The sequence below is a fragment of the Bradyrhizobium ottawaense genome, assembly GCF_900099825.1.
GTDB lineage: Bacteria > Pseudomonadota > Alphaproteobacteria > Rhizobiales > Xanthobacteraceae > Bradyrhizobium > Bradyrhizobium ottawaense_A.
In genome coordinates, this window is sequence record NZ_LT629693.1 from 6,104,729 (window position 1) to 6,131,697 (window position 26,969).

Genomic DNA, 26,969 nt, shown 5'->3' on the forward strand with positions numbered 1-26,969 from the left:
CGAAAGGCGGACTTCGGGGCCGTCAGGGCAGCTTTTGCCACCCAACGCGGACATTCGACGCTTGGACCTCTCCCTTAAAGGTTCTACGCTGTAGTGATACACAGCAGGGGCACGCACCGATGCGACGGCGGCACCTCATTGCAATAATTGCTGGCATTGCGGCTTTGCCGCTCGCGGCGCTCGCGCAGCAGGCTGTTCCCTCGATCGCGCCGCAGGTTCACGAGGAGATGTGGGCGATTCCCTCCTCGCCTGTCCCGATGCTCGCCTATTTGATGCGACCCATTGGGGGCGGTCCATTTCCACTCGTCGTGATGAACCATGGAGTTTCGCTTGACGCGACGGGGCGAAGCTACTTTCCCGTGATCGAATTTCGTGACGCCGCGCTTTGGTTTGCGCGACAGGGCTACGTGGTGGTCGCACCTGTACGCCCTGGATACGGTGCTACTGCGATCGAAATCCCCGAGCGAGGTCTGTTCGGACTGTTTTTCTCGGGCGTGGGAAAATGTTCGGATGCTGAGTTTCGTGAAGCGGGGCTTGCCGTCGCGTCGATTGACAAGTGGATCATCGACTACATGTCAACTCAGTCATTTATCAAGCGCGATGAGGTCATCATTGTCGGCCAATCGGGGGGTGGTTGGGGGTCGATTGCGCTTGGCAGTCAAAATCCGGAGTCGGTGCGGGCGATCATCGGCTTTGCAGCCGGCCGCGGTGGTCATCTCAATGGCAAACCTAACAACAACTGCGCCCCTAATCAGCTAGTCGATGCCGTTGCCGAATTTGGCCGCACGGCGCGCGTTCCAATGTTATGGATCTACACCCATAACGACAGTTATTTTGGACCCGATCTCTCAAAGCGGATGGTGGAAGCGTTTCGGGCCGCAGGCGGCAATGTCGAATATCATCTGTTATCCGATTTTGGAGAGGACGGCCATTTTTTGATAGATTCGGCGGAGGCCGTTCAACTCTGGGCGCCTCTTGTCAGCGAATTCCTAGCCAAACATCGATGAAAGGCATTGGTTTATGGGCAATCGGCTACTGTACCCATCTGCAAGATCAGCCCGGTATCGATTTCTGGTAGCTGGATCACTTGTGGTGTTCCTGGCGACCCCAGTGATGAGGCTCGACGCGCAACAACTGGTGCCATTCGGCGACGTACCGGCGATCGAGAATTTTTCTGAGGCAGAGATCGCTACTCGGGGACGACAGCCAGATCGCCCGCTGACGTACGCGCCGTGGCGCAAGGTGTGTTTCAAGGCCACCCAAGAGGCCGGGTCGAAAATGGTTTGTCGCACGACCATCAACGGTAAATGGGACACGGGTCAGATCGCACTCAGAGTCGATCTGATCGAACGAGAGGGCGATCCTGTTGCTCGTCTACAGATGTTCGTGCCCCCTGGATCCTTCTTACAGCCGGGCATCAAGTTGACTGTTGACCAGGGTTCGCCCTTGCAAATTCCCTATGTCATTTGTCTCACCAATGGTTGCGTAGCCGGAAGCGTGGCAAATGCTGGCTTAATCCATGAGCTGGAGTCAGGTCAGATGCTGGTCTTAGAGACCGTTAATTCCAATGTTGTGGGTGTAACCACCTCGCTTCCTCTCAAGGAGTTTGCCAAAGTTCACCAGGGGGCACCGGCGCAAGTGTTTGAGCAGAGGCTTGAAGGAGATTGGGAGCAATTGGGTCGATGAAGCGTGCCACGTTCAAGTTGCACCGGGCTTCGGCTTAGTCGTCGGCTTGATCGACCGATCCACCGGCCGAACATCTAACAGGCGCGGCTGTAGCCGCGAGAGTCCGCAAGTGGCACATCTGTATGGACCGGCCGTGCGTTGCAAGCTGGATTTGATGATCTGGAGATGATTGGTCTTGCGCTTCTGTATCCGGCCCTTGAACGGAGCGTTTGTGCTCCAGGCCATCATGGATATCCGCGCACACCCGATCTCATTCTCGGAAAGGCCCTGAAAGGCCGCTAGTGCCACCAGATCACGGATGCGACGGCGAGACCGTTTCTCCATTTCCTCAATCCAACTCGCAGACCTCGGCAGGTATCTTTCTGCTTGGCTTGGTGGTGCTAGGGATCAGCCCTTAGGTTGAACCCGAGCGCTTACGCTGTTCTCGGCTCGACGCGTGCTTCGTAGCTGCGACCTTGCGCCAAAACGGTCCAGGTAATCCGCGCCAGCTTGTTGGCCAGTGCAGTTGCCAGAACATTGTGATGCAGGCGTTTTGCGGCAGCCGTGAGCCATACTCCGAAGCTGTGCTTTTGCCAGTTTTCCGGTCTGAGCAGAATAACGCGAGCACCCTGCATGAACAGCATGCGAAGATAGCGGTTTCCACGCTTGGTGATGCGGCCAAGGATGGTACGATCACCCGTGGACATCTGCTTCGGCACCAGGCCGAGCCACGCCGCAAAGTCGCGTCCTTTTACAAAGGCGGTGCCGTTGCCGATCGCAGCCACCATTGCGCCTGCGATGATCGGGCCGATGCCCGGGACCGTCATCAACTGCCGGCAGCTCGCGTCGCCGCGCGCCAGGGCCTCGATCTCATCCGTCACATTTTCGATTCGCTCATCGAGATGAGACCAGTCGCCAGCGAGGTCCTCAACAATCCTGACCATGCGGGGCGACAATACGTCGGTACGCGTAGCCAAAATGTCTGGAAGTTGATGTCGCAGGAAGCGAAGTCCTTGCCGCACAGGCATGCCGCGCTCGAGAAGAAAACTGCGGATTTGGTTGATCACAGCTGTACGATCGCTGATGAGGCGAGACCGAACGCGGTGGAGCGCCTGGAGATCTAATTGATTGTCGGTTTTTACTGGAACACAGCGTGTCGAGGGACGCTGCACGGCTTCGGCGACTGCGTAGGCATCCCGGAAGTCGTTCTTGTAGCTTTGCCGGAACGGTTTGGCATAAGCGGGCGGTACCTGCTTTACGTCATGGCCGAGCGCACTTAGCTCGCGAGCCACATAGTGCGTCGACATGCCAGCTTCGATTCCGATCAGGCACCGCGGCACATTGGCGAGCCGGGCTGCGATCCGGCCGCGGGCAATCTTCTCCCGCAAAACGATTGCCCCCTGGTCGTCGAGGCCGATCAAATGCATGATGTTCTTGCCTGTATCGATGCCAATGGTGTGAGCGACTGTAGCGGCTGTCTTATGGGACATGGCCATGTGCTCCTCGTGCTTCTAAGCCCCCCGCGGGCTCTGAGAGCCGTTAGGGGCGGGAGCACGGCCGGTCCATCCCATTCTCGGACCCGAGACGATGTACGCGTTGAGTCTTCTGTGGATGGCTGCCGCGTTGCAAGAGATAAATTGAGGCAGTGGCATTGGTCGGGTGCAGTCTTCTGTCCGGCCTATTGATGCAGTCGGTTGACTGCTGGCCCTGATGGAGTCCGCGAACAACGTCCCATTCTGCTTATCAGGCTATGACGCCTTAGATTCAACTTAGGTTGTCCCTGTTCCCGGTCTGGCCGGTCTGCCATGGGACAGTTTCGTGCTCCCATCGTGAGATCCGCCGCGTCTTTTTCCATTGCGGCACGATGGATTGCTTCACGGAGCCTGTCATCGGGCGGCGCTTCGCGCCGACCCGTTGGCTCGCAATGACGCGGGCTACGAATCCGCCTCGGTCAGCCCGCCCTCAGCGATCAACCCGCCGATCTCGTCTTCCGAAAATCCGGCTTCTCGCAAAATCTCGCCGCCGTGTTCGCCGAGGCGCGGTGGATGCCGCCGGATCGAGGGCGGGGTCTTGCTCCAGGTCGCGGCGGGGCCGGCGACGCGCAGGGTGCCTTCGGTCGGGTGCTCCATCGTATGAAGCAGTCCGACGGCTGCGAGATGCGGGTCGTCGATCAGGCTGTCGAGGTCGTGCAGCGGCGCATGCGGAATGTCGGCCTCGTTGAAGAACGCCATCCATTCGGCCGTGGTGCGGGTCTTCATCATCTGCGAGAACCAATCGTAGACGAAGTCGTAATTCCGCGTGCGCGCGTCGATGCTGTTCAGGCGCGGGTCGCGGTCGGCTTCGTTGTCGAGGCCGATCAGGCGAAAGAACGCGGTCCACTGCTTGTCGGAATAGACCAGCGCGCAGACATAGCCGTCGCTGGTCTGGTAGGGGCGGCGATCGGGCGACAGCAGCCGCGAATAGCCTGCTGGTCCGATCGGCGGTTCAAAGCTGCGGCCGGACATGTGGTCGCCGAGCACGAACTGCGCCATGGTCTCGAACATCGGAATTTCGATGGCCTGTCCCTCGCCGCTGCGCTCGCGGTGAAACAGCGCCGCCAGGATGGCGTGGACGGCATTCAGTCCGACGATCCGGTCGGCCATCGTAGCCGGCGAATAGCGCGGCTCGCCGGTGATCGTTCCGGTCAGCGCCGGCAATGCGGTCAGGCCCTGGATCAGGTCGTCATAAGCGGGCCGTCCGGCATAGGGGCCGGTCTCGCCAAATCCGTGCAGGCTGGCATAGACCAGCCGCGGGTTGATCGCGAGCAGATCGTGGGCGCCGAGCTTGAGCCGGCCCATCGCCGCCGGCCGCACATTGTGGACGAAGACATCGGCGGTCGCGGCCAGCCGGAGCAGGGCTGCGCGGCCACTTGGCTTCTTGAGGTCGAGCACGATGGAGCGCTTGTTGCGATTGCCCTGCAGATACATCGCGCCCATCTTGGGATGACGCATCGGTGCGGCGAAGCGCATGACGTCGCCGTCGGGGCTTTCGACCTTGATGACGTCGGCACCGTAATCGCCGAGGATCATGGTCGCGTAGGGACCCATCATCACGCTGGTGAGATCGATGATCCTGACGCCGGCGAGCGGTCCCGCCGGCGCGCCAATCGCCGGCGCGGGGGTGTTGGCGCTAGTCACGGCGCGCGATCAATGGCCCGCGGCCAAGGCGTCGGTGAAGGCCTTGAAGGTCTCCGTGCCCGGCTTGCCACGCTTGTCGAGATCCTTCACCCAGTCCTCGGCGACCGCCTTGAACGCCGCGTCGAACACCTTCTTGTCGTCGGGACCGAATTCGATGACCTTCATGCCCTGCGACTTGATCTTGTCGGTTGCGGCCAACTCGCCGTTCTCGAAGCGCTTGCAGCCCTCGCGCGTCGTCTGTTCGCCGGCTTCGACCAGCGCCTTGCGGACGTTCTCGGGCAGGCTTTTGAATTTGCTCTCACCCATCGAGTAAGTGAAGATCGCAGTGCCGAAATTCTGGCCTTCGGTACCGGATTTCAGTAGCTTGCCGAACTCGTAGGATACCGAGCTCTGATAGGAAAAGATCATGCCGTCGAGCGTGCCGCGCGTCAGCGACTCATAGATTTCCGGAGCTGCCATGCGAACCGGGATACCGCCGATCGAGCGCATCATCAGGTCCATGGCGCCGCCGGTGGTGCGGATCTTCAGACCTTCGAGGTCCTTGGCCGATTTGATGACGCGGCCGGTGGCGAGCTGGATCTGGTAAGCCGGCAGCGCGATGGTGACCAGCGGCCGCAACTGGTTGGGGCCGAACTCCTTGGTCTCCAGAACGCCGCCATTGTGCGAAATCTTGTAGAAGGCAAGCGAGCCCTGACATTCGGTTTCGAAAATGCCGGGCAGTTCGCCGACTGCGGTCAGCGGGAATTTATCCGACGAATAGGACGGCACGATATAAGCGAGGTCCATCACGCCGAGCGCGGTGAGCTGCGCCATGTCCTTGGCCTTGCCGAGCTGCTCCGAGGGAAAGTGCTGGAAGGTCACTTGCCCGTTGGTCGCCTTGGTGACCAGCTCCATGAACGGTTTGGCGACGAGTTCATGGATGACATGGCCGGCCGGCAGGCTGTCGGCGAGGCGCAGCGTAATCTTCTCCTGTGCAAAGCAGGCAGACGCCGAGCCGGCGAGAAGAAGTGCCGCGAGGCCGGCGCGCTTGAGCAACCGAGGTTCGATATTCATGTTGGGTCTCCCAGGGATCGGCCGCCTGCTGCGACGGCTTCTTCAGTGTTGCATGTGGTTTGGCAGCCAGAGAATGATGTCCGGAAATGCCACGAAAATCGCAATCGCGATCAGATGAGCGATGAAGTGCGGGAACGTGCCGTGGAATACTTCGCTGACGGGTCGTCCGGCATAGCGGGCCACGATAAAGCAGTTCAGCCCGATCGGCGGCGTGATCATGCCGACCTCGGCGGTGACGATCTTGATGACGCCGAACCAGATCGGATCGAAGCCGAGCGACTTGATCAGCGGCAGCACGATCGGAACCGTAAGCACCAGGATAGCGATCTGGTCCATGAACGAGCCCAGCACGATATAGCCGCACAGGATCAGCGTGATGATCACCCACCGCGACACGTCGAGCCCGCCGACCCATCCGACGATATTCTGCGTGACCTGCGTCAGGGTGAAGAAGTAGCCGAAGATATGCGCGCACATGATGATCAGCACGATCATGCAGGTGCCCTGCGCCGCGTGCCGCAACGTCACGTACAGCGACGTCATGTTGATCTTGCGCTTCCAGCAGGCGAGGCAGAACGCTCCGAACGCGCCGAATGCCGAGGCTTCGGTCGGCGTCGCGACGCCGAGATAGATGGTCCCGGTCACGATGGAAAACAGCACGACCATCGGGCTGACCTGCCAGAGCAGGCCGAACCGCTCCGACCACGATACCGCCGTTACGGTCGGCGCGCGCGAAGGATCGAGCCACACCAGAAGGTAGATCGTTCCCATGATGATCATCGTGACAATGATCGCGGGGATGATGCCGCTGATCAGCAGCTTGCCGATGTTGACTTCGGCCAGCAGCCCGAAGATCACCAGGGCGACGCTGGTCGGCAGCAGCATCGCCAGCGTGCCCGAAATCGCGACGACGCCGGCTGCCATTCTCGGCTCATAGCCCTGGCGGATCATCGCGGGCAGGCTGGTCGAGGCCAGCGTCGCGGCCGACGCGGTACTGGTGCCGCAGATCGAACCGAAGCCCGCGCCTGCGAGCGCGGTCGCCATGCCGAGGCCGCCGGGGATGCGGCCGACCCAGGCCGCGGCGGTCTTGAACAGGTCGTCGGCGACGCCCGACAGCAGGACCAGATCGGCCATCAGCAGAAACATCGGGATCGTGATCAGCTCATAGGAAGTCACGGCCGACAGCGGCGTCGTCTGCAGGACGCCGAGCAGGATCGGCAGGCCGCCGACCAGATAGAGGCCGAGCCCGCCGGAAAACGCCATCGCGAACGCGACCGGTACGCCAATCGCCAGCAGGAAGAACAGCAGCCCGAGGATGAAAGCGGAAATCATTCGAAGCCTGCCTTTTCAGCGCCATGTCCGGCTATCGCCGGAAGCGGCAACAGGTCTTCACCGGTCAACAGGCTTGCGATATTGGCGACCAGATGGACGGCGAGCCGCAGCGCGAGAATGCCGGCCCCGATCGGGACCAGGCCTGCGGACGCCCATGTCGGCCAGGGAATAGCGCCGGCCATCACGTCGCTGGAGCTGAAATTATCGAGTGCACGCTGGTAGCCCAGCAAGGTGATCGGAATGAAGATCGCAAGCCCAACCAGGTTCGAGATGATGATGCAGAGGCGCTGGATCGCGGCCGAAAAGCGCGGCAGCAGGATGTCGACGCTGATATGGCCGTTGACGGCATAGGTGCCGGACAGCGACAGGAAGAATACGCCGGCCATGATGTAGAGCGAGATCAGGTCGTAGGCCCAGGAGAACGGGCGGTTGAAGACGTAGCGCATCACGACGTCACTGAAGACGATGATCATGATCGCAAACATGAAGCATGCGGCGATCGCCGATGTTACCTTTTCGATGGCGGTCAAAGCCCTCAGGCTTGCCTTGATCACGTTGGTCTCCGTTGTTGCGCTTGGGAAGCGGCTTGAGGCTTCGGTGTCGTCCGGGTTACTTGGCGGGAATGGCCGCGACGGCTGCGTCGAATTCCTTCAGCGCATCGCTGCCGCGCTTGGTGCGCGCATCGAGCCCCTCGGACCAGGTCTTGGCGACGCCCTTCATGAGGTCCTTGAATTTGACGGTCACCTCGGGCGGCAGGGTCTCGAAATGCATGCCCGCGGCTTCGAGCGACTTCTTGGTATCGTCGTCCGACTTCTGCACCGACTTGCAGGCGGCCGGAATGATCTCGTCGGCGACGTCGACCATCGCCTTCTGAACCTCCGGCGTCAGCTTCTTCCAGGCGCTGTCGCTGATCGAATAGGAAACGATGAAGCTGCCGAAGCCGAGCCCGTCGGTGGAATATTTCACGAGCTTGTCGGCGCCGTAAGCGACCACGCTCTCAAGCGGAAACAGCAGTCCGTCCATGGTGCCGCGCGACAGCGATTCATAGGCGTCGGGGGCGGCCATGCGCACCGGGATCGAGCCGATCGCGCGCAGGGTGAGGTCCTGCGCGCCACCGGTGGAGCGCAATTTGAGGCCGGTGACGTCGCCGACGTCCTTCACCGGATGCTTGACGGTGAAGATGCGGTATTGCGGCAGGCTCACGGCGAGCAGCAGGCGGATATTGTTGGCGGTATAATCCTGCTCCGCGATCACGCCGTTCCGCGCCAGCTTCCAGTAGGCGAGGGTGCCCTGGCAGGAATGCTCGAACGCTCCCGGCAGCATCGCGACTTCCGAGACCGGCATCTTGTCCGACGTATAGGCCGGGGCGACATAGCCGATGTCGGCGACGCCGGTCTGCGTCAGCTTCAGCATGTCGGTCGCCTTGCCGAGCTGCTGGGCCGGATAGTGCTCGAAGGTCACCGCGCCGTTGGTGCGCTTGGTAACCTCTTCCATCCAGGGTTCGAGGAACAGCTTGACCAGATAGTGGCCCTTCGGAAACGAGTCGGCCACGCGCAGTTTCACCGGGTCCGCGGCCTGTGCCAGAACGGTCGTTGCAATCAGAAGGCCGGAACCGGCAAGGGCTCGCAGTAACGCGACCATATCTCCCCCCAAGGGACATGTTGTTGTTTGAAATAGCTGCGCATAAAGGAAATTGATCGTCAAGCACGGCGCTCCGGCTGAAGATGATGGGCCTCACAACCGGGGGACGCAGCGCCTGACGCCGAACGCGTCAGCCGGCTGCGGACCGCTTCAGGCGCGTTGCCGGTCCGCGCTTCGGCGCCGCCAGTTTTCGGATCAGGCGCGTCACGATCTCGGCTGCGGCCGACAGCGGGCGGTGCGAGCCGAACGACATCCAGGTCGTCTGTTCGATGGTCGGACGCACGATGCGCACGGCGCTGAATTCACCGGAAGCGATTTCGCGGGCGAACACGTGCGCGGGCGAGATGGTGGCGAGGTCGGAGGCGCGGATGGTCTCGCCGATCAGCGAGGTCGAACTGGCTTCCAGCCTGATATCGAGTTCGAAATGCTGGGCCGCGGCGAGCCCGGTCAGGAGATTGGTCAGGCTGTTCGGCCGCACCGGCAGCGCCAGCGGCACGTCGGCAAGCGCGCGCAGCGCCACCTCGGCGCCTTTCGCGATCGGGTGACTGCTGCGGACGATCAAATGGGTGTCCGCGCGCATGATCGCCTCGGCGTTGGCGACGCGACCGCGCCGGTAACGATTATAGACCGCGATATCCACCCGCTGGGCCGCGAGCCATTCCTCGACCTGCCCGCTGTAGCCCTCGAGCACGCGCAGCCGGATCCCCGGATAATCGTCGCGCAACAGTGCGGTCAGTCCGGCGACAAACGTACGCGACGCGACCGGCACCAGTCCCAACGTGACTTCGCCGGAAGGCCGGTCGCTGGGACTCTTGGCGGCCTGTTCGAAGGCCAAGGCGTCCGCGATCAGCGCGCGTCCCTGCGGCAGCACCCGCTCGCCGATCTCGGTCAGCGCGACGCCGCGCCCGGTGCGGTGGAAAAGACGCCCGCCGACCTCACGCTCCAGCGCCGAGACCTGCCGGCTCAACGCCGACTGCGCGATGCCGAGCGTGTTCGCGGCGCGGACATAACTGCCGTGCGTCGCGACTTCGACAAAGGCTCTGAGGTGCCGCAGCTCCATTTTTCCGGATATGCCGTATCAGCAATTCTGAATTATCAGGCATGATCTTACAGCATGGATCGCGGCCCGGCTAGGATGCCGGCATGAAACCTTCAGCCGCATCCTCCGCCTCACCCAGCCCTTCCGGTCCGCTTGTCGGCCTGCGCATCCTCGATATGTCGACCGTGGTGGCCGGGCCCTTCGCCGCGACGCTGCTGGCCGATCTCGGCGCCGACGTCATCAAGGTCGAACTGCCGGGCAAGGGCGATCCGCTGCGCGAACTGGCGCCGCACAAGAACAATGTCCCGCTGTGGTGGAAGGTCACCAACCGCAACAAGAAGGGCATCACGCTCGATCTGCGCAAGCCGGACGGCATGGCTTTGCTGGCGCGGCTGCTTGCCGATCGCGATGTCCTGATCGAGAATTTCCGTTCCGGCACGCTTGACCAGTGGGGCATCACACGGGAGTGGCTGCAGGAGATCAACCCCAGGCTCACGATCCTCCGCGTCACCGGCTTCGGACAGACCGGGCCTTATCGCGACCGTCCCGGCTTTGCGCGAATCTTCGAGGCGATGAGCGGCTTCACCCGCATGTGCGGCGAAGAGGGCGGCTCGCCGCTGCATCTCGGCTATCCGATCTCGGACGCCATCGGCGGATTGTTCGGCGCGGTCGGCGTGCTGTCGGCGCTGTACCGGCTCAAGGAAGATCCGACGGAGCGGGGCCAGGAGATCGACTGCTCGATGACGGAAGCGATGCTGCGCACACTCGACTTCCTTGCGATCGAATATGACCAGCTCGGCGTGGTGCGAACCGCCAGCGGCAATCGCAGCCAGTATGCCGCGCCCGGCAATATCTATGCGACCGGTGACGGCAAATGGGCATCGATCGCAGCTTCCACGCAAAGCATCTTCGTTAGGCTATGCGCCGCGCTCGAACTTCAGAGCTTGCTGGGCGATCCCCGATTCGCCGACAATCCGGCGCGCGTAAAAAATCGCGACGCGCTGGATGTGATCGTCGGCGGCGCCATCTCAAAGCTGACGCTGGCAGAACTCCGCACGAAGTTCGAGGCGCACGAGGTCGGCTTCTCGCCGATCTATGATGCCGCCGATATTTTTGCCGATCCGCACTTCATTGCGCGCGAGACCATCGTCAGCGTGCCCGATCCGGAGCTCGGCAATGTCCGCATGCAATGCGTGGTGCCACGCTTTTCGGAAACGCCGGGTTCGGTGCGCAGCGCCGGCCCCTCGATCGGTCAGCACAATGATGAGATCTACGCGGTGCTGGGGCTGACGCCGGACGAGATGGCCCGGCTGCGCGGTATCGGCATTATCTAGGGGAGCGAATGATGAAGCGCATCATGATTGCCGCGCTGGCGATCTTCCTTGCCGCACAGGCGCAAGCCGCCGAAGTGTCGCGCATCGTCGTCGGATTTCCGCCGGGGCAGGCGACAGATATCATCGCTCGCCTGATTGCCGAACGGATCGGCCCGATCCTGGGCGAGACGTTCATCGTCGAGAACCGGCCGGGGCAGGGCGGCAGCATCGCGCTCGCCGGCCTCGCCAAGTCGCAACCAGACGGCCGCACGCTGGTGCTGGCGCCGCTGGCCTCGATGGTCGCCAATCCGCATCTCTATAAATCCGTCGGCTATGACACGTTGAAGGATTTCGCGCCGGTGGCGCTGATCTGCGACTTGCCGATGCTGCTGGTAGTCAATCCGTCCTTGCCGGTGAAGACCGTGCCGGAACTGATCGCCTATGCGAAGGCGCACCCCGACAAGTTCGTCTACGCGTCTTCCGGCAACGGCACGCTGTCGCATCTCGGTATGGAAGACTTCAAGCGGCGCGCCGGCATCACCATGCTGCACATCCCCTATCGCGGCAGCGCGCCGGCGATGACCGACCTGATGGCAGGCGTCGTGAACAGCGCGATGGATACGGTAGCCGTAACCCAGCCCTTCATCCAGTCCGGGGGCTTGCGGCTGATCGCGAGCGGCTATTCGCAGCGCGTGCCGGCCTTTCCCGATACGCCGACATTAGCCGAACAGGGCTTTCCGGGCTTCGGTCTCGCGGCCTGGCTCGGCTTCGTGGTTCCGGCGGACACGCCGAAGGAACGGGTCGAGGCGCTTAGCGCTGCAATCATCAAGGTCGTTCAATCCGACGACATCGGTCAGAAATTCGTGGCCCTCGGCGTCATTCAGCGCACGGCAGGGCCGGATGGGTTTGGCGCGTTCATCAAAAGCGAATATTCGCGCTGGGGTGAAATCGTCAAGGCGACTGGCGCCAGGGTTGATTGAAAAGCATGTCGGAAGTGTCCGGGTGCGGGGCAGGGTGAATTGACTTTGGCGCTTGATCGGCTGCAAATGCGGCCAATCAACAGCTTCAAAAAACCCGTGAAGGAAACACCATGGTTGACGCGCTGATCATCGACGCATGCAGGACGCCGCGCGGCATTGGCAAGGCCGGCAAGGGCGCATTGGCGGGTATCCATCCGCAGCAACTCGGCGCGACCGTATTGCGCGCGCTGGCCGATCGCACCGGCATCAACACCGCCGATGTCGACGACATCATCTGGGGCACCAGTTCCCAGCGCGGTCCGCAGAGCGGCGATCTCGGGAGAATGTCGGCGCTCGATGCCGGTTACGACGTGCGTGCCAGCGGTGTCACGCTGGATCGCTTTTGCGGTTCGGGGATCACCAGCGTCAACATGGCGGCCAACGCGATCATGTCCGGCTCCGAGGATCTCGTGATCGCCGGCGGTACCGAGATGATGTCGATGGAAGGCCGCCGCGGCGAGGGGCCGTTCATGATGGACAACGGCAATCTCCGCCTGCGCGCCCGTCATCCGCAATCGCATCAGGGCGTTTGCGCCGATGCGGTGGCGTCGCTCGAAGGCATCACACGACAGGACGTCGATGAGCTGGGCCTCGAGAGCCAGAAGCGGGCCGCCGCCGCGATCAAGGGCGGTTATTTCAACAAGAGTCTTGTGCCGGTTTCCCACGAGGACGGCAGTCTCGCGCTTGACCGCGAGGAATATCCGCGTCCGCAGACCACGCTCGAAGGGCTGGCCGGACTGAAGCCGGCCTTTACCGCGATCGCGGATTATCCGCTCGATGATAAAGGCACGACCTACCGCAACCTCATCCTCGAAAAGCACCCTGGCCTCGACATCAACTTCATGCACCATGCCGGCAATTCTTCCGGCGTCGTCGATGGCTCGGCGGCGATCCTGCTGGCCTCGCCCAGCTATGCCAAGGCGCACGGCCTGAAGCCGCGTGCCCGTGTCGTGGCGATGGCGAACATGGGGGACTCGCCGACCCTGATGCTGAATGCACCGGTGCCGGCCGCCCGCAAGGTGCTGGCGAAAGCAGGCCTCACGATCGACGATATCGACCTGTTCGAGATCAACGAGGCCTTTGCGGTCGTCGCCGAGAAATTCATTCGCGACCTCAAGCTCGACCGCAACAAGGTCAACGTCAATGGCGGCTCGATTGCGCTCGGCCATCCCATCGGCGCGACCGGTTCGATCCTGATCGGCACCGTGCTCGACGAACTGGAACGGCGTGATCTCAAGCGCGGCCTGGTGACGATGTGCGCCGCCGGCGGCATGGCGCCGGCTATCATCATCGAGCGGGTCTAGGCTCTTTCGTTTGACGCGTTTTCTTCACGCGAACCGGTAACGACCCTCGGATCAAGTCCGAGGGCATGCTTCGCTTGAAAACGCTACGGCGCAGAAGCTCGAACGCGACGCCGGCGTCGGACGGCAACAGCTCGATCGACCCGACATGGCTGGTCATGACGTCCTGGCGATCGCGAGCCCCATTCCGGTGCCGCCGGTGTCGCGGCGGGTGGTGAAGAAGGCGTCGAATACCTTTTTCCGGTTCGCTCCGATATCGGATCGCGATCATTGCTCACCGTCATCCTGACGGTTGCGACGTCATCGCCTCGGAAGCGTTTGCGCAAGGGCAAGCTCGACGCCGCCCCCTTGCGTGACAGCGAAGCCGGGCAAACGGCTGCCATCCCCGCCGATTGAAGGACGGTTGCCCGCTGTCGGGGATGCTATTTCCGTCAGCCGAAATACCCGGCGCGACGTATGCGATCGCGACGCATTCGGCCGCACCCGGCGGTCTTGACCGCTGCCCCCCGGCCATGTTCGTTGATACATCAAAATTTCGGGGCCGACGAGCCTCGAATATAACAAGACAATATAACAAGACATGGACGGCCGGGTGGCAAGTTCAGGGGAAACGCAACGTCGGGACGGCGCCGAAGTGCTTCGGGTGGAGAACCTGACGGTGCGCTACGGCGCGCTGGTCGCGCTCCGTGATGTCAGCTGGTCGGTGCGACCGGGCGAAATTCTCGGTATCATCGGACCCAACGGTGCTGGCAAGAGCAGCTGCTTTGCCGCGGTCACCAACGCGGTCGGGCATTCCGGGCAGACCTTTCTCGACGGCGATGAAGTTTCGGCGACGAAGACCTTTGATCTCGCCAGCCGTGGCCTTCGGCGCACGTTTCAGCAGAACTCGTTCTTCGGGGAGCTGACGGTACTGCAGAACGCGATCGCGGCGATCGTGCGGGAATATTCCGCCAGCCTTGCGACCTCGCTGTTTTTGCCCTGGCGCGAAATTGCCGTGCGTCGTCAGGCTGAATTGATAGCCGCCCAGCTCCTGGAGTTCTTTGGCGTTGCCGCGCAGTACCATGACAAGTTGCCCGGCGACGTTCCCTATGGCGTCCAGCGTTTGTTGTCGGTCGCGCTCGCCTACGGCACCGGATCCAAGGTTCTGCTGCTGGATGAGCCCGCCGCGGGCCTCGGCGGCAGCGACATGCAAAAGCTCGCGGATGTGCTGGTTGATCTGCGCGGGCGCAATCTCGCCCTTGTCGTCATCGAGCATCACATGGACCTGATCATGTCGATCGCGGATCGCATCGTGATGATCGATCAGGGCGCCATGCTGGCGACCGGCACGCCGGTGGAGATCCAGCGCGATCCGAAGGTGCGCGAAGCCTATCTGGGGCGCGACGAATGACCGGCGTGCTCGAATGCGACGATCTCACGGTGCGATACGCCGGAAACGTTGCGCTATCCGGTGTCAAGATCAGCGTGCCGAGGGGCAAGATGATCGGGCTGGTCGGCGCCAATGGCGCCGGCAAGTCCACGCTGGTGAATGCACTCGCAGGCTGGTCGCGCGGCCGAGCGATCGTGACGGGCAAAGTCAATCTGGAAGGGCAGGGCATCGACGATTTGGCGCCGCATGAGCGGGTGACGCGTGGCCTTACGCTGGTGCCTGAGGGCAAGAACATCTTTGTGGAACTGACGGTGGACGAAAACCTCGAACTGGTGCGTCCGCCCAGGGACACAAACGGCCGGCACATCTTCAGCATTCCCGATGTCTTCGACTTCTTTCCCCGCCTTGCCGAGCGGCGTCACCACAGGGGCGCGGCGCTCTCGGGTGGAGAACGGCAAATGCTGGCGGTCGGGCGGGCGCTGCTCGCAGGTCCGCGCGTGCTGATGCTGGATGAGCCCTCGGCAGGTCTCGCGCCGCGGCTGATTTCCGATTTGCTGTCGCGTATCCGGCTCCTGGTGGATCGTGGGCTGCCGGTGCTGCTGGTCGAGCAGAATGTGAAGGCGGCATTGAAGGTGGTCGACCATCTCTATCTGCTGGAGCGTGGTCGGATCGTAGGTGAAGGATCAGCGGAAATCATGGCCGCGGATCAACGCATCGTTGAGGCGTATCTCGGTACGATCGCAGCTGGAGCGCGCGCATGAACATTGCCCAGCAAATCGTCAACGGACTCGTGCTCGGTTCAGGCTATGCCTGCATCGCGCTGGGCTGGACCATCCTGCTTGGGGTTGCGCGGCTGGTGAATTTTGCGCATGGCCAGCTCTATATGCTGGGCGCCTTCGCGACCTGGTATGCGATGACCAAACTGGGCATGCCGTATCCCGTGGCTATCCTGGCGGCGATCGTGGCGCTCGCCGCTCTCGGCGCGCTGATGCAGATCGCCATGATGGGGCTGGTCATGACGCAGAATTTGACCAGCCTGATGATCGTCACGCTGGGCCTCGGCTATGTCCTGCAGGGCGGCAGTGCGTTGATCTTCGGCGGCAATCCGCAGACGCTGCCCGGCACGCTGTCACGTGCCAAGGTCGATCTGGGTTCGCTGTGGTTTACCTGGCAGGACGTGCTGGTGCTGGTCGCGACGCTCGTGCTCTACGGCGCGGTGTGGCTGTTTACGCAGCGAACCCGCTTCGGCTCGGTTATTCGCGCCGTCGCGGAAGATCCAAAGCTCGCTGAGCTGTTCGGCATCAACGCCAAAGTCGTCTATCTCCTCGTCTTCGTGTTCGAATGTTCGGTGGTGGCGCTCGGCGCCGCCCTGGTGGCGCCGCGCTCACCGATCCTGACCAGCATGGGTTTCAACGAGGTCATCATGACGTTCGTCGTCGTGGTGCTCGGCGGCATCGGCTCGATTGGCGGCGCGCTGGTCGCGGGCCTCGGCCTCGGGCTGTTCATCGCCTTCTTCGGTGCCTTCGTGGCGCAGGCCTATACGACGGCGGCGGCGTTCGCCGTCTTGCTGGCCCTGCTCGTGGTCCGGCCTGCGGGATTGGCTACCAAATGACGGTGATCGAACCGACATCTTCAAGGCCGATGCCGTTGCTGCGCGCGGCGGCCGTTGCTGCACTGATCGTGCTCGCATTCTTCCTGCCGCGGCTGCTCGGTGGGACCTCAGTTGCCTATTCCACGTTGACCACCATCGCGATCTTCGCCGTGATGTGTTACGGCGTCGACGTCGTGCTGTCCTATCTCGGGGAAGTCAGCCTTGGGCATACGCTGTTCTGGGCCATCGGCGGCTACACGGCGGCCAATCTTTCGGTGAAATACGGACTGAACGGTTGGAGCACCGCGCTCGCGACCGTTATTCTCAGCATCGCTGCCGCGGCATTTCTCGGCGCGGTGACGCTGCGGACGCGAGAGTTCGTGTTTTCGCTGGTGACCTACGCGGCGGCGGTCGTGGCCTACGAGATCGCCTTCAACTGGGATGCGATCGGCGGTTCCGACGGCATCGTCGGCATTTCCGCGCTGAAACTTCCGTTCGGCATTGCAACCTATACCGGCGTGACGCAGGAGGAGCTGTGGCCGGTTGCATTCGCGCTATTGCTGGCGACGCTGGCTTTCATCGCACGATTCCGTCGCTCCAAACTCGGCACCACCGCGCTTATGGTGCAGATGAACCCGCCGCTTGCCGCAAGCCTGGGCGTCGATCCGCGTAAAGTGAGGCTCGCCGTGTTCGTGATTTCGGCGCCGATCACCGGGTTGGCCGGCTGGCTTTACGCCTATCAGCGCGCCTATGTCGGACCGGATATGTTCGAAACCTATTTTCTGGTCATGATGCTGACGGCGGTGGTGCTGGTCGGACGGCGGGTCTTGATCGGGCCGTTGATCGGTACCGGAATCCTGATCGTGCAGCAAAACCTGCTGTCGCTCGGGGGCGACTGGAACAAGATTATTCTCGGCTCGGTGCTGGCGCTGGTTCTGATCTTCTGGCCGGCCGGGCTGATTGGACTGTTTCGCCGCTTCGGCAAGAGCAAGGCGTAGAGTTCACACCTAAGAATAGAGGGAGGAAGCGACGTATGAGCAAATCCATCAAACTGGCGATTGCCCTGCTGCTGGGCCTGAGCGCGCCCGCGATTGCGCAAGACATCAAGGTCGGCACGATTTTTCCACTCAGTGGCGGCGCTGGGCCCGACGGTCAATCCGTCACCAACGCCGTCAAGCTCGCGATCCAGGAAATCAACGACAAAGGCGGCCTTCTGGGACGCAAGATCGCGCTGGTCTCCAAGGACGACGAGAGTACGCCGGCGGTGGGCGTCAGCCGCGCCAACGAGATGATCGCTGAAAAAGTCGATGTCGTGATCGAGGGCTGGAATTCGCCGGTGACCTTGGCGATGCAGCCGATCCTCGCGCGGGGAGGCGTTCTCGATATCACGGCGGTGTCGAAGTCTGACCTGATCCTGAGCGGCGAAACCAACCCGCTGGCGATCCGCATCAATAGTTCGAATGGTTTCGATGCCGGCGTGATCGCGAAATATGTCGCCGAGACCCTGAAGGCGAAGAAGGTCGCGTTCCTGACCCAGAACGACGTCTACGGCAACGGCTTCCAGGCCGCGGTCGAGGCCGAGTTCAAGAAGCTGAATTTCTCCGGCGAAGTCACGACGACCGAGAAATTCGCCTTCAAGGATACCGATTTCCGGGTTCAGCTCACCAACCTGAAGACCGCCAATCCCGACGCCATCATCGTCACCAACTCGTCGAATTCCTCCGGTTTGCCGGCCATGGTTGAACAATATCGCCAGGCCGACCTGAAATCGGCCTTTGTGGGCGCGGTCGGCATCATGCTGCCGACGGTCTACAAGGTGGCGGGCGATGCCAATAACGGTATCGTCTCTGCGGATATCTACTTCTGGGACCTGCCGCCGTTCAACGCTATTCCCGAGAGTAACTCCTTTGTCGCTGCGTTCAAGAAGGCCTACGGCGTCGAGCCGGACAAGAGCGCAGCCCTCGGCGCCGCCGCGCTGCAGGTCTGGGCGCGCGCAGTCGAGGCGACCAAATCGCTCGATCGCAAGACGGTGGCGGAAGCCATTCGCGGCAAGACCATCAGGGGCACGGTGTTCGGCGATGCCCAGTTCCTGCCGAACGGCCAGCTGCAGCCGCGCTACGTCGTCTTCAAGGTCGTCGACGGCAAGACGGCGAAGCTTGAGGCGCTGAAGTAGACACTGCTTCCGCCTCGGCCTGGGCAATCGCTCAGCGGAGATCGTGCAGCGCGGCACGGTCGAACTGGCGGTACAGGTATCGACCTGGTTGCGGATGGTGGTATCACTCAGCTCTGAGGCGCTGGCGCCGGTGGGACGGAGATCCCGCGCCGCCAGCGCCGGGAAACGCTTTGGACGGGTGGCGCGATGCAGTTCGGCATATTCGATCAGAACGACCACGGGCCATATCCGCTTGGCGAGCAGTACGAAAACCGGCTGCAACTGATCGAATTCTACGATTCCGCCGGATTTCGTACCTACCACATGAGCGAGCACCATTCGACGCCGCTCAACCTGACGCCGTCGCCAAGTGTCTTTCTCGCCGCGGCCGCGCAACGGACTAAACGCCTGCGTCTCGGCGCGCTGGTCTACGTGCTGCCGGCGCATCACCCGCTGCGGCTCGCCGAAGAGATCTGCATGCTGGATCATCTGAGCCAGGGCCGGATCGAAGTCGGAATCGGTCGCGGGGCGTCACCGCATGAGCTGCAGTATTTCGGTGTCGATCCCGATCAGGCGCAGGCCATGTATGTCGAGGCCTACGGCGTCATCATGCAAGCGTTGACGAATGACGAGGTGGATTTTCGCGGCAAGCATTATCGTTTCGAGAACGTGCCTATCGATATCAAGCCGGCGCAGCTCCCGCATCCGCCGCTGTGGTACGCCGTCCCGGTGCCGGAGGGGGCGGCATGGCCGGCGCAAAATGCGATCAACATCGTTTGCGGAGGACCGCTGCCGCGGGTGCGCGAGATCACCGACCGCTATCGTGCCGAATGGGCGGCAGCGGGGAATTCGCTCGCGCAGTTGCCCTTGCTCGGGATCAACCGCTTTGTGGTTGCGGCCGATACCGACCGCGAGGCGTTGGAACTCGGGCGCCGGGCCTGGCCGTCGTTTTATGCGAGTTTCATGAAGCTCTGGAAGAAGCACGGCACCCAGCCGCGCTTTGCCCGTCTGCCTGAGGATTTCGGCACCATGGTGCAAAACGGCGGCGCGATCGCGGGATCGCCGGGCACGATCCGGGAGCAGGTGCGAAGGATGGTTGAGGAAGCCGGCGCGAACTACTTCATCAGCCAGTTCTCGTTCGGGGATCTCAGGCAGGAAGAAGTGCTGCACTCCGCCGGCATCTTCGCACGCGAGGTGCTGCCGGCCGCGCGGGAACGCGTGGCGCAGGTGGTCTAGGGGCGCCGGGGCATGATCATCCGCATCATCGGGGCAAGCCGCGGGATCGAGATCGACGATCCCAAAAACTTCAAGGCTTTCTCAGTCCGGATCGAGGGGCCGATAGGCCCTGAGATTCAAACTGAATTGCTCGGCCGCATGGCCGTAAGCCACGATCGCGAGCATGCCTGGATCTCCGAGAACGCGTTGCGTGAATGGCCTTCGCTCAAATCCGAGGCATGGTGGCAGGAAGGTCTGTCGAACATGATGGCTGCCGTGACGAAGTTTGGCTGGATCGATCAGGCCAACCGGTCGATCCGTGCTCATATTGAGTATGCGCCGTAGGAACAAGCGTCGCGGCTTCGTCGGGATTGCGCGCGGGCGTGGGCTTCTGGTCCTGCCGTCTGGACCACGACACGTAATAGGCAACGCTGGTCATGGAGGCAATTCCGGCGATGCTGACGAGAACCTGCATGGCGAGTGAATCCGGACCCGTGATCAGGACGAGATGTCCGGCAAACGACAGGAATACGCCGGCGCAGAACACCGGCAGCCATTCTTCGCCGCACTTCATGAGCGGCTGCAGGGCCGGCCATTGAAAGCCGCGCCAGTCCCGTGGCACCAGATGGCTGACGAGGAAAGCCAGCGCCAGGAAATGCAGCACGCGGTAGGGGGCGATGTTTTCCTTGTCGTTGGGAAGGAAGGTGTCGAGCAGGGGCTCCGGTATCATCGCGGCGAGCTGCGGGAATTTTCCTGCCAGCGTCACGGTCAATGCGAACAGCAGATACAACAGCGCTGCCACGCGCAGGATCGAGAGGTTCTGCAGCGCCTGAATGGCGCGCATCGTCCTGGCGCCGCTCAGCGCCAGCCAGGTGCCAAGCACAAAGAGCAGTTGCCAGCAGAACGGATTGAAATACCAGCGTCCATCCGGATACGCGGACAGGTTCCAGTCGAGATGCCGGGCCACAACATACAGGCCGATCGACCCGGCCAATGTCAGATTTGGGCCGCGCATCATTCCGAACAGCACGAACGGGAAGAATGCCATCAGCACGATGAAGACCTGCAGCACATCGAGGTTGAGCGGCTTGGCCTGCAGCAGCAGACCGTAAATCAGTGTCCGGATCGTGTGGTCGACGATCCCGGTAACATTGAACTCGCCGATGATTTCGGGCGCCGCGGATTTCCGCGCAACGTATCCGATCAGGTCGATGTAGATCACGAACAGGACGACGTAGGCGGCATAGAGCTGCCACAGCCGCTTGAAGATGCGGGTCGCCGTCACGATGAGGCCGCGCTCCAGCATCATCTTTCCATAGAGGATTGCGGCGGTATAGCCGCCGACGAATACGAACAGGTCGGTAGCGCCGCTGAATCCGAAATTCCGCAGGGTGAGCAGACCGACTGCGTTATGCGGGACGTGATCCAGAAAGAGAAACCAGGCCGCGATTCCGAGCAGGAGACAGAGCCGGAGATCGCCGTCGCGTGCGGCAATCTCGGCCTTCATGGAAGGATACATTGGAAGTTTAAGAACTTTGCATGCCGGAGGAATTGAGTCGCGAATCTAGCGCGACTGTCCGTCCCGTTCGAATAGACTTTGCGTGACCAATAATTAAGCCGGTTGCGGGCGATCGGCATTGGTTAACGATCACAATCTTTTGAGCAAGAACGCCTTTGAACAAGAATGCCAGGGCGCACGACTCAAATCGTCCCATGCTTGCGCAGATCGCGGACATGGTCGAATGGGTCGGCCTGCAGATCTAAGCCCGCGGCGTCGATGTCGGGCCGGGCCGTCTCGCTCAGAATATCGGCCGTGATGTCCTCGACCGAGCAATCCGCAATTTCATGAATGAAGCTGATATTCCTGTATTCGCCGGACGCGATCCGCGAGACGACCTCGCGCCGGGTGATTTCCGGATCGACGATGGCCTCGCGACCGCGCCGGCCGTCGTCGATCATCACGACGAAGTACTGCATGCTGGCGATCTGGTCCTCATCGGGGAACTGGAATCGAGTGGCCGCAGTATTTCTGAAAATCAGAAAAAATCCAGCGCAAAATTTGGCGAATCAGAAAGGCAGGGATCCCGGTGGCGCAGTCCGGGGCCGCGGGACAGAATCACCCTGCGGTCGGGCTGGCTACTTCTCCGGCGTCCGTCCGCCCGGCGCCTTGGCCGCCTTGCGCGTCCGCGCCAGCGCCTTGTTGCGCAGGCGTTCGATCTGGCCCCTCGGCAAAGTGACGCAGATCTCGCCGATCCATTCGAGCTTTACCCCGCTGATCGGCTTGGCATTGAAGCTCGTGAGATTGACAAGTGCGGTGGATTTTCCCCGCTCGATCGTCTTCAGATAACGCTCGCCGGTCTTCAGGCGTACGGCAGCTTCCTCGCCGTAGAAGCTCGAGAGCGGATGACGCTGTTCGCGAAAAACCACGATAACATCGCCATTTTCGTATTTCGGCAGCATGGAATCGCCGGCGACCTCGAAGGCGATGGTCTCTTCGGCGATCGGGAAGGGTAATTCGACCTCGCCAAGGCCTTCCGGTGGCACCTGCTCGTGCTCGGGTTCGATCGAGGCGCCGGCGCCGACGCGGCCCATGATCGGCACCGAGTTCAGTTCGAGATACTCCATGATCGGCGCAATTTCCGATGCCTTGATCAGGCGAATCCCCGACAGGATCTCGGAAACCGCGCCCGGGCGAACGCCCATGGCCGCGGCGAGACCGCCCTTGGTCTTGCCCGGTTTCTCCAGCCCGCGTTCGATCAGCCTGATGTCCAGCATGGCCCATCCTTTCCGAATTTCAGAAATGATAGCAGTTCTGATTATCCGAAATCAAGCTTGACTTGAATTTCGGAATATCAGAAATTAAGGCGGCGTCGGGCGTGACAGGAAGAGGTGCGAATAATGGAGCAGACAAGCTGGCCGCCTGAGCATTCGGACGCCCTGCGTCAACATCTTGCCGAGCGCCTGTCGTTTTCCGAGATCGTCAAGGCGATCAATCTGAAGTTCAGGACGGCCCATACCCGGAACGCCGCGATCGGCCGCGCCAGGCGAATGGGACTTGGTGGCCCCGATCGTCCGCAACCGCTGCTGCCGGCCACGCCGCCGCGGCTGGGGAGAATTCTCAAACCCCGGCCGGTCGAGCCTGGATCGGCTGCGCTACGCCGGCCGACACCAGCCCTGAAGGCGCAGGAGCCGCCGAAGCTGCGTTGTGCCGAGGTCGAGCCGCGCCATCTTTTGCTGATCGAGCTCGAGCGCGGCGATTGCCACTATCCCTATGGCGGCGACGCAGATCGCGAAGCCATCACCTTCTGCGGCCGCCCGCGCTGCGCCGGTTCGAGCTATTGCGCGCCGCATTTTCATTTGAGTCGCAATCCCGTCGCGCCGCCGGAGCGCGAGGCCAGCGATAACGCCATCTGGTTGCGGATTGTGGAGACGGCGTAACGAAGATTTTCAGACCGCTTTCGAATTGTCATTTGCGAAAGGAGACCGCCAGATATGTCCAAAGCCAAACGCAAAAAGCCCCACGATCCCGCCAAGGCGCATGACCGACGGCCGCGGGATCTGCTGCGCAACGCCGAAGTCGCGACCGTCGAGGTCGACAATCCGCTGGCGCTTGACCCCGGCGAGAAGATCGTGGCGCTGCGCTCGATCCGCAACGATCCGCTAGCACGGTTGCATTCGCACCACCAGATCGACGAGGCGCAGTATCAGGGTGGACGCGCCTTCCAGAGCGATTGGGAAAAGGCCGAGCGCGGCCCGCGCGCGGTAGATCCGACCCGGGAATATGTCGACGGCGGCCAGATGCGTGAGCCGATCACCGAGGGACAGCGCAAGGCGGTGCTGCGGTTGAACCGCGCCGAGCTCGAACTCGGCGCCGACGGTTCGGCGCTGGTGCACGATGTTCTGGTCCACGGCATGACCATGGACCAGATCGGGCAGCGGCGGGGACTACGTACCCAGCGCTGGCGCGATTATTTCTCCCGCCGTTTCTGCGAATGCCTCGACCGTCTGGCGCTGATCTACGGGTTTGCGACGCAGATGCGCTGACGGTCTGCATCGTGTGCGGACTTGGTCCATGGACAGTCCGGCGGAAATTCCGCGTTCCGGGAATGAACCAAACGGCGCGTGGGACCGTCAAAACGCGGTAACCCCCGGGAGCCGTCATGAAAGACGCCGTTGTCACCTGCTTTCTTGCCTGCATTGGCGCAGCGATGGCGGTCGCGGCTATCGCGGCCGACGCAACCTATCTCGGGACGTGGAAGGTTTCCGGCGCAACGACGGCGCCGTGGGCCGATCCTAAGCAGAAGGCCGACGTCGCGGAGCAGACGCGTCTGATCGGCAAGGCCGTGGTCTTCAAGACCAGGGAGATTGCCGGCCCCGAGCCGCTGGCCTGCAAGGCGGCGCACTACAAGGAGAAGAATTACACCGCCGACATGATCTTCCAGGGCGCTTTCGAGGAGATGAAGTCGAAGGATAAATCGGTCGACCCGAGCAAGATCGCCGCCTCGCTCGGCTTTACCGGCAGCGGCATCAAGACGGTGGAAACCGGATGCGAGATCGACTTTCATTTCGTCGATGCCACGACGGCTGAAATCGGCCTGAACAATATGGTCTATACGCTGAAGAAGCAGTAGCGGCGCGTGCTTGTCCGCCTGCAGGCTAGAACCCACCGGCGCTGAATCGCAGCGGTTGCACCACGTCGTAGGCGGCCTTGGTCAGCGGCACGGCATAGTCGACGGTCAGGGCGCCGAACGGCGAAGCCCAGGTCAGGCCGGCGCCGACCGAGGAGCGCACGACATTCTTGTTGGCGACCTGCAGCGAGGCCGTCGATCCGCTGTAACGAAACACGCTGCCGGCGTCGACGAAGGCGCTCGCCTTGAGGCCGTATTCATCCGGCACGCCGGGGATCGCGCTTTGCAGTTCGGCGGTGGTTGCCCAGTACATGCTGCCGCCGACATTATCCATGGTGGTGCCGGGCGTCAGATCCCGCGGCCCAAAGCCGTTGGGCGCAAAGCCACGGACCATGGTCGGGCCGCCGAAGAAGTTGTTCATCAGCGGCACCTGCTGGCCGCCCCAGCCGGTGATATAGCCGCCTTGCGCCCGAACCATGCCGACCAAATCGCTGTTGATCGACTTGTAATAGCGCACGTCCTCGGCGGTCCGCAGGAATTTAACGTCACCGCCGAGGCCGGCCAGATCCTGGCTGAGCTGGGATTTGATCCCGTTCGACGGGCTCTTGGTGTTGTCGAGCGTACTGTAGGTCGCGGTGCTGCCGGTGGCGGAAACCCAGGCGGGACCAGCGGCGGCCGCCTGCTGGATTGGCAGCGACGGCGTCAGGCCGGAGGCGTTCGGCACCAGCGTGATGTTCTGATTATAAAGGGAATAGCGCCACTGTACGCCGAGTTGCTCGTTGATCGGCGTCCCCAGTTGCAGCGTCGCGCCGTAGGTGGTGCTGGCATAGGACTGGTAACTGTTGGCATCGTTTTGCCGGCCGAACAGCTCGATCCCCGCCGAAACCTTGGTGCCGAGAAAATACGGCTCGGAAGCTGCGAGATCGACCCCGCGCGCATATTGACCGTAGGTGAAGGTGGCCTGCACGTTTTTTCCGGTGCCGTAGAGATTGCGCTCACCGACCTTGAGTTCGGCGAGGGCGCCGTCGGTGGTTGAGTAACCGCCGGAGATGTTGAAATCGCCGGTCGACTGGTCGATGGCCTCGACGTCGAGCACGACCCGATCCGGCGTCGAGCCCGGCCTGTCCGAGATCTTGACGGTCTTGAAATAGTTCAAGTTCTTCAGATGCCGCTCGGCCCGATCGATCAGCGTCTTGTTATAGGGATCGCCCTCTGCGATATCGAATTCGCGCCGGATCACGTAGTCGCGGGTACGCGTATTGCCGTGGATCTCAATACGCTCGACATAGGTTCGTGGCCCCTGATCGATCACGAAGGTGATGCCGACGCGCTGGGCGGCAGCATCGCGGTCGGGGCGGGGCGTGGCCCGTGCAAAGGGGTAGCCGAGCTTTGCCATCTCGACCGCGAGAACTTCGGTGGTCTTGTCCAGCGCGTTGCCGTCGAACACCGCGCCGGTGCGGGCGAGCGGCAGGCGGCGGAGTTTGTCGCAATCCAGCCCCGGAACGTTGCAGGTGACGCTGACGTCGCCGAAATGATAGAGCGGGCCCTCGTCGATCGCGAAAGTCACCGCAAATCCCTTGATCGCCGGATCGTATTCGGCCCTGGCGGAAGTCACGTTCGCGTCGGCATAGCCCTTGCTGCGGTAGTAGAGCCGCAATTGTTCCTGGTCCTGCGCGATGCGATCGGGATCGTAGACGTCGCCGCCGGTCAGGAAACTCAGGACGTTCGTTGCCGACGTCTTGATGACGGCGTTGAGCTGCCGCTTGCCGAAAACATGGTTGCCGGCGAAATTGATCTGTCGAACCGTGGTCTTTGCGCCCTCGGTGATGGCATAGACGAGGTCGACGCGGCCGTTGCCTCGGCCGATGATCTCAGGTTCGACCCTGACGTCGTCGCGCCCGGCATGCCGGTAAGCCTCGATGATGCCGTTGACGTCGGCCTGCACCGTGGCGCGCTGCAGCGCGCCGCGCGGCTTGGAGGCAATGGCCGCCGCAAGGTCGGCGTCCTTGACCTTCTTGTTGCCCTCGAATGCGACGCGGTCGAGCACGGCGGCTTCGGACAGATGCACGACCAGCCGCTCGCCGGAGCGATCGATCGAAACCTTGTCGAACAGGCCGGTTGCGATCAGGGCCTTCAATGCCGCGTCGCGCGCGGCTTCGTCGAACTTCCCGTCCGGTGCGGCGTGAAAATACGACCGCACCGTTTCGGCATCGACGCGGCGGTTGCCCTCGACGACGATCAGATCGCGCGACGGCTCTGCGGCTTCGGCGGCAATAGACGCCACGGAAAGTAATGCAAACGTACCGGCAAGCCAGCGCGCGGCGATGCGCAATTGGTGCGACCGCATGCAAGGCGTGATGCGCAAGATACTCACGTCGGTCTCCGATCTGCCCGGCGTCGATCGAATTGCCCGCGCAGGGCAAAAAAATGTCTCACGTAAGGTGAGTTGCAGGCCGAGGTGTCTTCGGCGCCACA

Annotated in this window: 26 protein-coding genes and 1 pseudogene; 15 read left to right on the plus strand and 12 right to left on the minus strand. The window is 62.2% G+C overall.

The window, feature by feature from the left end:
- The first annotated feature begins 119 nt into the window (after positions 1-119).
- Entirely contained in the window at positions 120-1,007 is an 888-nt protein-coding gene (locus BLR13_RS28465) for a dienelactone hydrolase family protein (RefSeq protein ID WP_074817029.1), read from the plus strand.
- Positions 1,008-1,113: 106 nt separating this feature from the next.
- Complete coding sequence (locus BLR13_RS28470) at positions 1,114-1,686, plus strand: invasion associated locus B family protein (RefSeq protein ID WP_157793731.1); 573 nt, start codon at positions 1,114-1,116, stop codon at positions 1,684-1,686.
- Positions 1,687-2,099: 413 nt separating this feature from the next.
- Here BLR13_RS28470 and BLR13_RS28475 read toward each other — a convergent pair whose 3' ends face one another.
- The 7 genes from BLR13_RS28475 to BLR13_RS28505 all read right to left on the minus strand — a co-directional run bounded on the left by BLR13_RS28475 (position 2,100) and on the right by BLR13_RS28505 (position 9,927).
- Positions 2,100-3,155 carry an IS110 family transposase gene (locus BLR13_RS28475; RefSeq protein WP_074831007.1) on the minus strand — a complete coding sequence of 352 codons (1,056 nt, stop codon included), beginning with the start codon at positions 3,153-3,155 and terminating at the stop codon, positions 2,100-2,102.
- A 444-nt stretch (positions 3,156-3,599) separates the two neighbouring features.
- Positions 3,600-4,841: a CaiB/BaiF CoA transferase family protein gene (locus tag BLR13_RS28480; RefSeq protein WP_074817023.1), complete on the minus strand. Its 1,242-nt coding sequence runs from the start codon at positions 4,839-4,841 to the stop codon at positions 3,600-3,602.
- Positions 4,842-4,850: 9 nt separating this feature from the next.
- Positions 4,851-5,894, minus strand: a complete 1,044-nt coding sequence (gene dctP, locus BLR13_RS28485) for a TRAP transporter substrate-binding protein DctP (RefSeq protein ID WP_074817020.1) — start codon at positions 5,892-5,894, stop codon at positions 4,851-4,853.
- Between the two features lie 42 nt (positions 5,895-5,936).
- On the minus strand, positions 5,937-7,226 hold the full coding sequence (locus BLR13_RS28490; protein ID WP_074817016.1) for a TRAP transporter large permease: 1,290 nt from the start codon (positions 7,224-7,226) through the stop codon (positions 5,937-5,939).
- Entirely contained in the window at positions 7,223-7,780 is a 558-nt protein-coding gene (locus BLR13_RS28495) for a TRAP transporter small permease (RefSeq protein ID WP_091976797.1), read from the minus strand. The genes BLR13_RS28490 and BLR13_RS28495 overlap by 4 nt, the downstream gene beginning before the upstream one ends.
- Before the next feature lie 55 nt (positions 7,781-7,835).
- Positions 7,836-8,867, minus strand: a complete 1,032-nt coding sequence (gene dctP / locus BLR13_RS28500; RefSeq protein WP_074817014.1) for a TRAP transporter substrate-binding protein DctP — start codon at positions 8,865-8,867, stop codon at positions 7,836-7,838.
- Positions 8,868-8,997: 130 nt separating this feature from the next.
- Positions 8,998-9,927, minus strand: a complete 930-nt coding sequence (locus BLR13_RS28505) for a LysR family transcriptional regulator (protein ID WP_074817011.1) — start codon at positions 9,925-9,927, stop codon at positions 8,998-9,000.
- Between the two features lie 83 nt (positions 9,928-10,010).
- On the opposite strand from BLR13_RS28505, the gene BLR13_RS28510 reads away from it, so the two are divergent.
- From BLR13_RS28510 to BLR13_RS28520, 3 genes are all read left to right on the plus strand, one after another.
- A complete protein-coding gene (locus BLR13_RS28510) occupies positions 10,011-11,240 on the plus strand; it encodes a CaiB/BaiF CoA transferase family protein (protein ID WP_074817006.1) in 1,230 nt (409 codons plus the stop codon).
- An 8-nt stretch (positions 11,241-11,248) separates the two neighbouring features.
- Positions 11,249-12,199, plus strand: a complete 951-nt coding sequence (locus BLR13_RS28515) for a Bug family tripartite tricarboxylate transporter substrate binding protein (RefSeq protein WP_083387562.1) — start codon at positions 11,249-11,251, stop codon at positions 12,197-12,199.
- A 110-nt stretch (positions 12,200-12,309) separates the two neighbouring features.
- Complete coding sequence (locus tag BLR13_RS28520; protein ID WP_074817003.1) at positions 12,310-13,542, plus strand: acetyl-CoA C-acetyltransferase; 1,233 nt, start codon at positions 12,310-12,312, stop codon at positions 13,540-13,542.
- 94 nt (positions 13,543-13,636) lie between these two features.
- Here BLR13_RS28520 and BLR13_RS41935 read toward each other — a convergent pair.
- Positions 13,637-13,826, minus strand: a pseudogene (locus BLR13_RS41935) (ATP-binding protein); the annotation flags it as partial.
- Here BLR13_RS41935 and BLR13_RS42295 point away from each other — a divergent pair.
- The 7 genes from BLR13_RS42295 (at position 13,810) to BLR13_RS28555 (ending at position 19,887) form a co-directional block, all read left to right on the plus strand.
- Positions 13,810-13,935, plus strand: coding sequence for a hypothetical protein (locus BLR13_RS42295; protein WP_283806936.1), 126 nt, complete (start codon positions 13,810-13,812; stop codon positions 13,933-13,935). The pseudogene BLR13_RS41935 and the gene BLR13_RS42295 overlap by 17 nt on opposite strands.
- 196 nt (positions 13,936-14,131) lie before the next feature.
- Entirely contained in the window at positions 14,132-14,929 is a 798-nt protein-coding gene (locus tag BLR13_RS28530) for an ABC transporter ATP-binding protein (RefSeq protein WP_244524953.1), read from the plus strand.
- A complete protein-coding gene (locus tag BLR13_RS28535; RefSeq protein WP_079585684.1) occupies positions 14,926-15,669 on the plus strand; it encodes an ABC transporter ATP-binding protein in 744 nt (247 codons plus the stop codon). The genes BLR13_RS28530 and BLR13_RS28535 overlap by 4 nt, the downstream gene beginning before the upstream one ends.
- On the plus strand, positions 15,666-16,520 hold the full coding sequence (locus tag BLR13_RS28540; protein WP_074816995.1) for a branched-chain amino acid ABC transporter permease: 855 nt from the start codon (positions 15,666-15,668) through the stop codon (positions 16,518-16,520). The genes BLR13_RS28535 and BLR13_RS28540 overlap by 4 nt, the downstream gene beginning before the upstream one ends.
- Positions 16,517-17,497: a branched-chain amino acid ABC transporter permease gene (locus BLR13_RS28545; RefSeq protein WP_074816989.1), complete on the plus strand. Its 981-nt coding sequence runs from the start codon at positions 16,517-16,519 to the stop codon at positions 17,495-17,497. Before BLR13_RS28540 ends, BLR13_RS28545 begins: the two co-directional genes overlap by 4 nt.
- 35 nt (positions 17,498-17,532) lie before the next feature.
- Positions 17,533-18,672 carry an ABC transporter substrate-binding protein gene (locus tag BLR13_RS28550; RefSeq protein ID WP_074816988.1) on the plus strand — a complete coding sequence of 380 codons (1,140 nt, stop codon included), beginning with the start codon at positions 17,533-17,535 and terminating at the stop codon, positions 18,670-18,672.
- A 186-nt stretch (positions 18,673-18,858) separates the two neighbouring features.
- Positions 18,859-19,887, plus strand: a complete 1,029-nt coding sequence (locus tag BLR13_RS28555; protein ID WP_074816987.1) for an LLM class flavin-dependent oxidoreductase — start codon at positions 18,859-18,861, stop codon at positions 19,885-19,887.
- Between the two features lie 205 nt (positions 19,888-20,092).
- On the opposite strand, the gene BLR13_RS28560 is transcribed toward BLR13_RS28555, so the two are convergent.
- The 3 genes from BLR13_RS28560 to BLR13_RS28570 all read right to left on the minus strand — a co-directional run bounded on the left by BLR13_RS28560 (position 20,093) and on the right by BLR13_RS28570 (position 22,641).
- A complete protein-coding gene (locus BLR13_RS28560) occupies positions 20,093-21,385 on the minus strand; it encodes an OpgC domain-containing protein (protein WP_074816986.1) in 1,293 nt (430 codons plus the stop codon).
- A gap of 182 nt (positions 21,386-21,567) precedes the next feature.
- Entirely contained in the window at positions 21,568-21,843 is a 276-nt protein-coding gene (locus BLR13_RS28565; RefSeq protein ID WP_074816984.1) for a hypothetical protein, read from the minus strand.
- Positions 21,844-22,002: 159 nt separating this feature from the next.
- Positions 22,003-22,641, minus strand: a complete 639-nt coding sequence (locus tag BLR13_RS28570) for a S24 family peptidase (protein ID WP_074816980.1) — start codon at positions 22,639-22,641, stop codon at positions 22,003-22,005.
- A 123-nt stretch (positions 22,642-22,764) separates the two neighbouring features.
- Between BLR13_RS28570 and BLR13_RS28575 the strand changes: the two genes are divergently transcribed.
- From BLR13_RS28575 to BLR13_RS28585, 3 genes are all read left to right on the plus strand, one after another.
- Complete coding sequence (locus tag BLR13_RS28575; protein ID WP_074816977.1) at positions 22,765-23,304, plus strand: GcrA family cell cycle regulator; 540 nt, start codon at positions 22,765-22,767, stop codon at positions 23,302-23,304.
- Positions 23,305-23,358: 54 nt separating this feature from the next.
- Positions 23,359-23,910 (plus strand): hypothetical protein, encoded by a 552-nt coding sequence (locus tag BLR13_RS28580; protein WP_074816974.1) that lies wholly within the window; start codon positions 23,359-23,361, stop codon positions 23,908-23,910.
- 116 nt (positions 23,911-24,026) lie between these two features.
- On the plus strand, positions 24,027-24,497 hold the full coding sequence (locus tag BLR13_RS28585; RefSeq protein WP_074816971.1) for a hypothetical protein: 471 nt from the start codon (positions 24,027-24,029) through the stop codon (positions 24,495-24,497).
- Positions 24,498-24,522: 25 nt separating this feature from the next.
- On the opposite strand, the gene bamA is transcribed toward BLR13_RS28585, so the two are convergent.
- Positions 24,523-26,868 carry an outer membrane protein assembly factor BamA gene (gene bamA, locus BLR13_RS28590; protein WP_244524954.1) on the minus strand — a complete coding sequence of 782 codons (2,346 nt, stop codon included), beginning with the start codon at positions 26,866-26,868 and terminating at the stop codon, positions 24,523-24,525.
- Between the last annotated feature and the right edge of the window lie 101 nt (positions 26,869-26,969).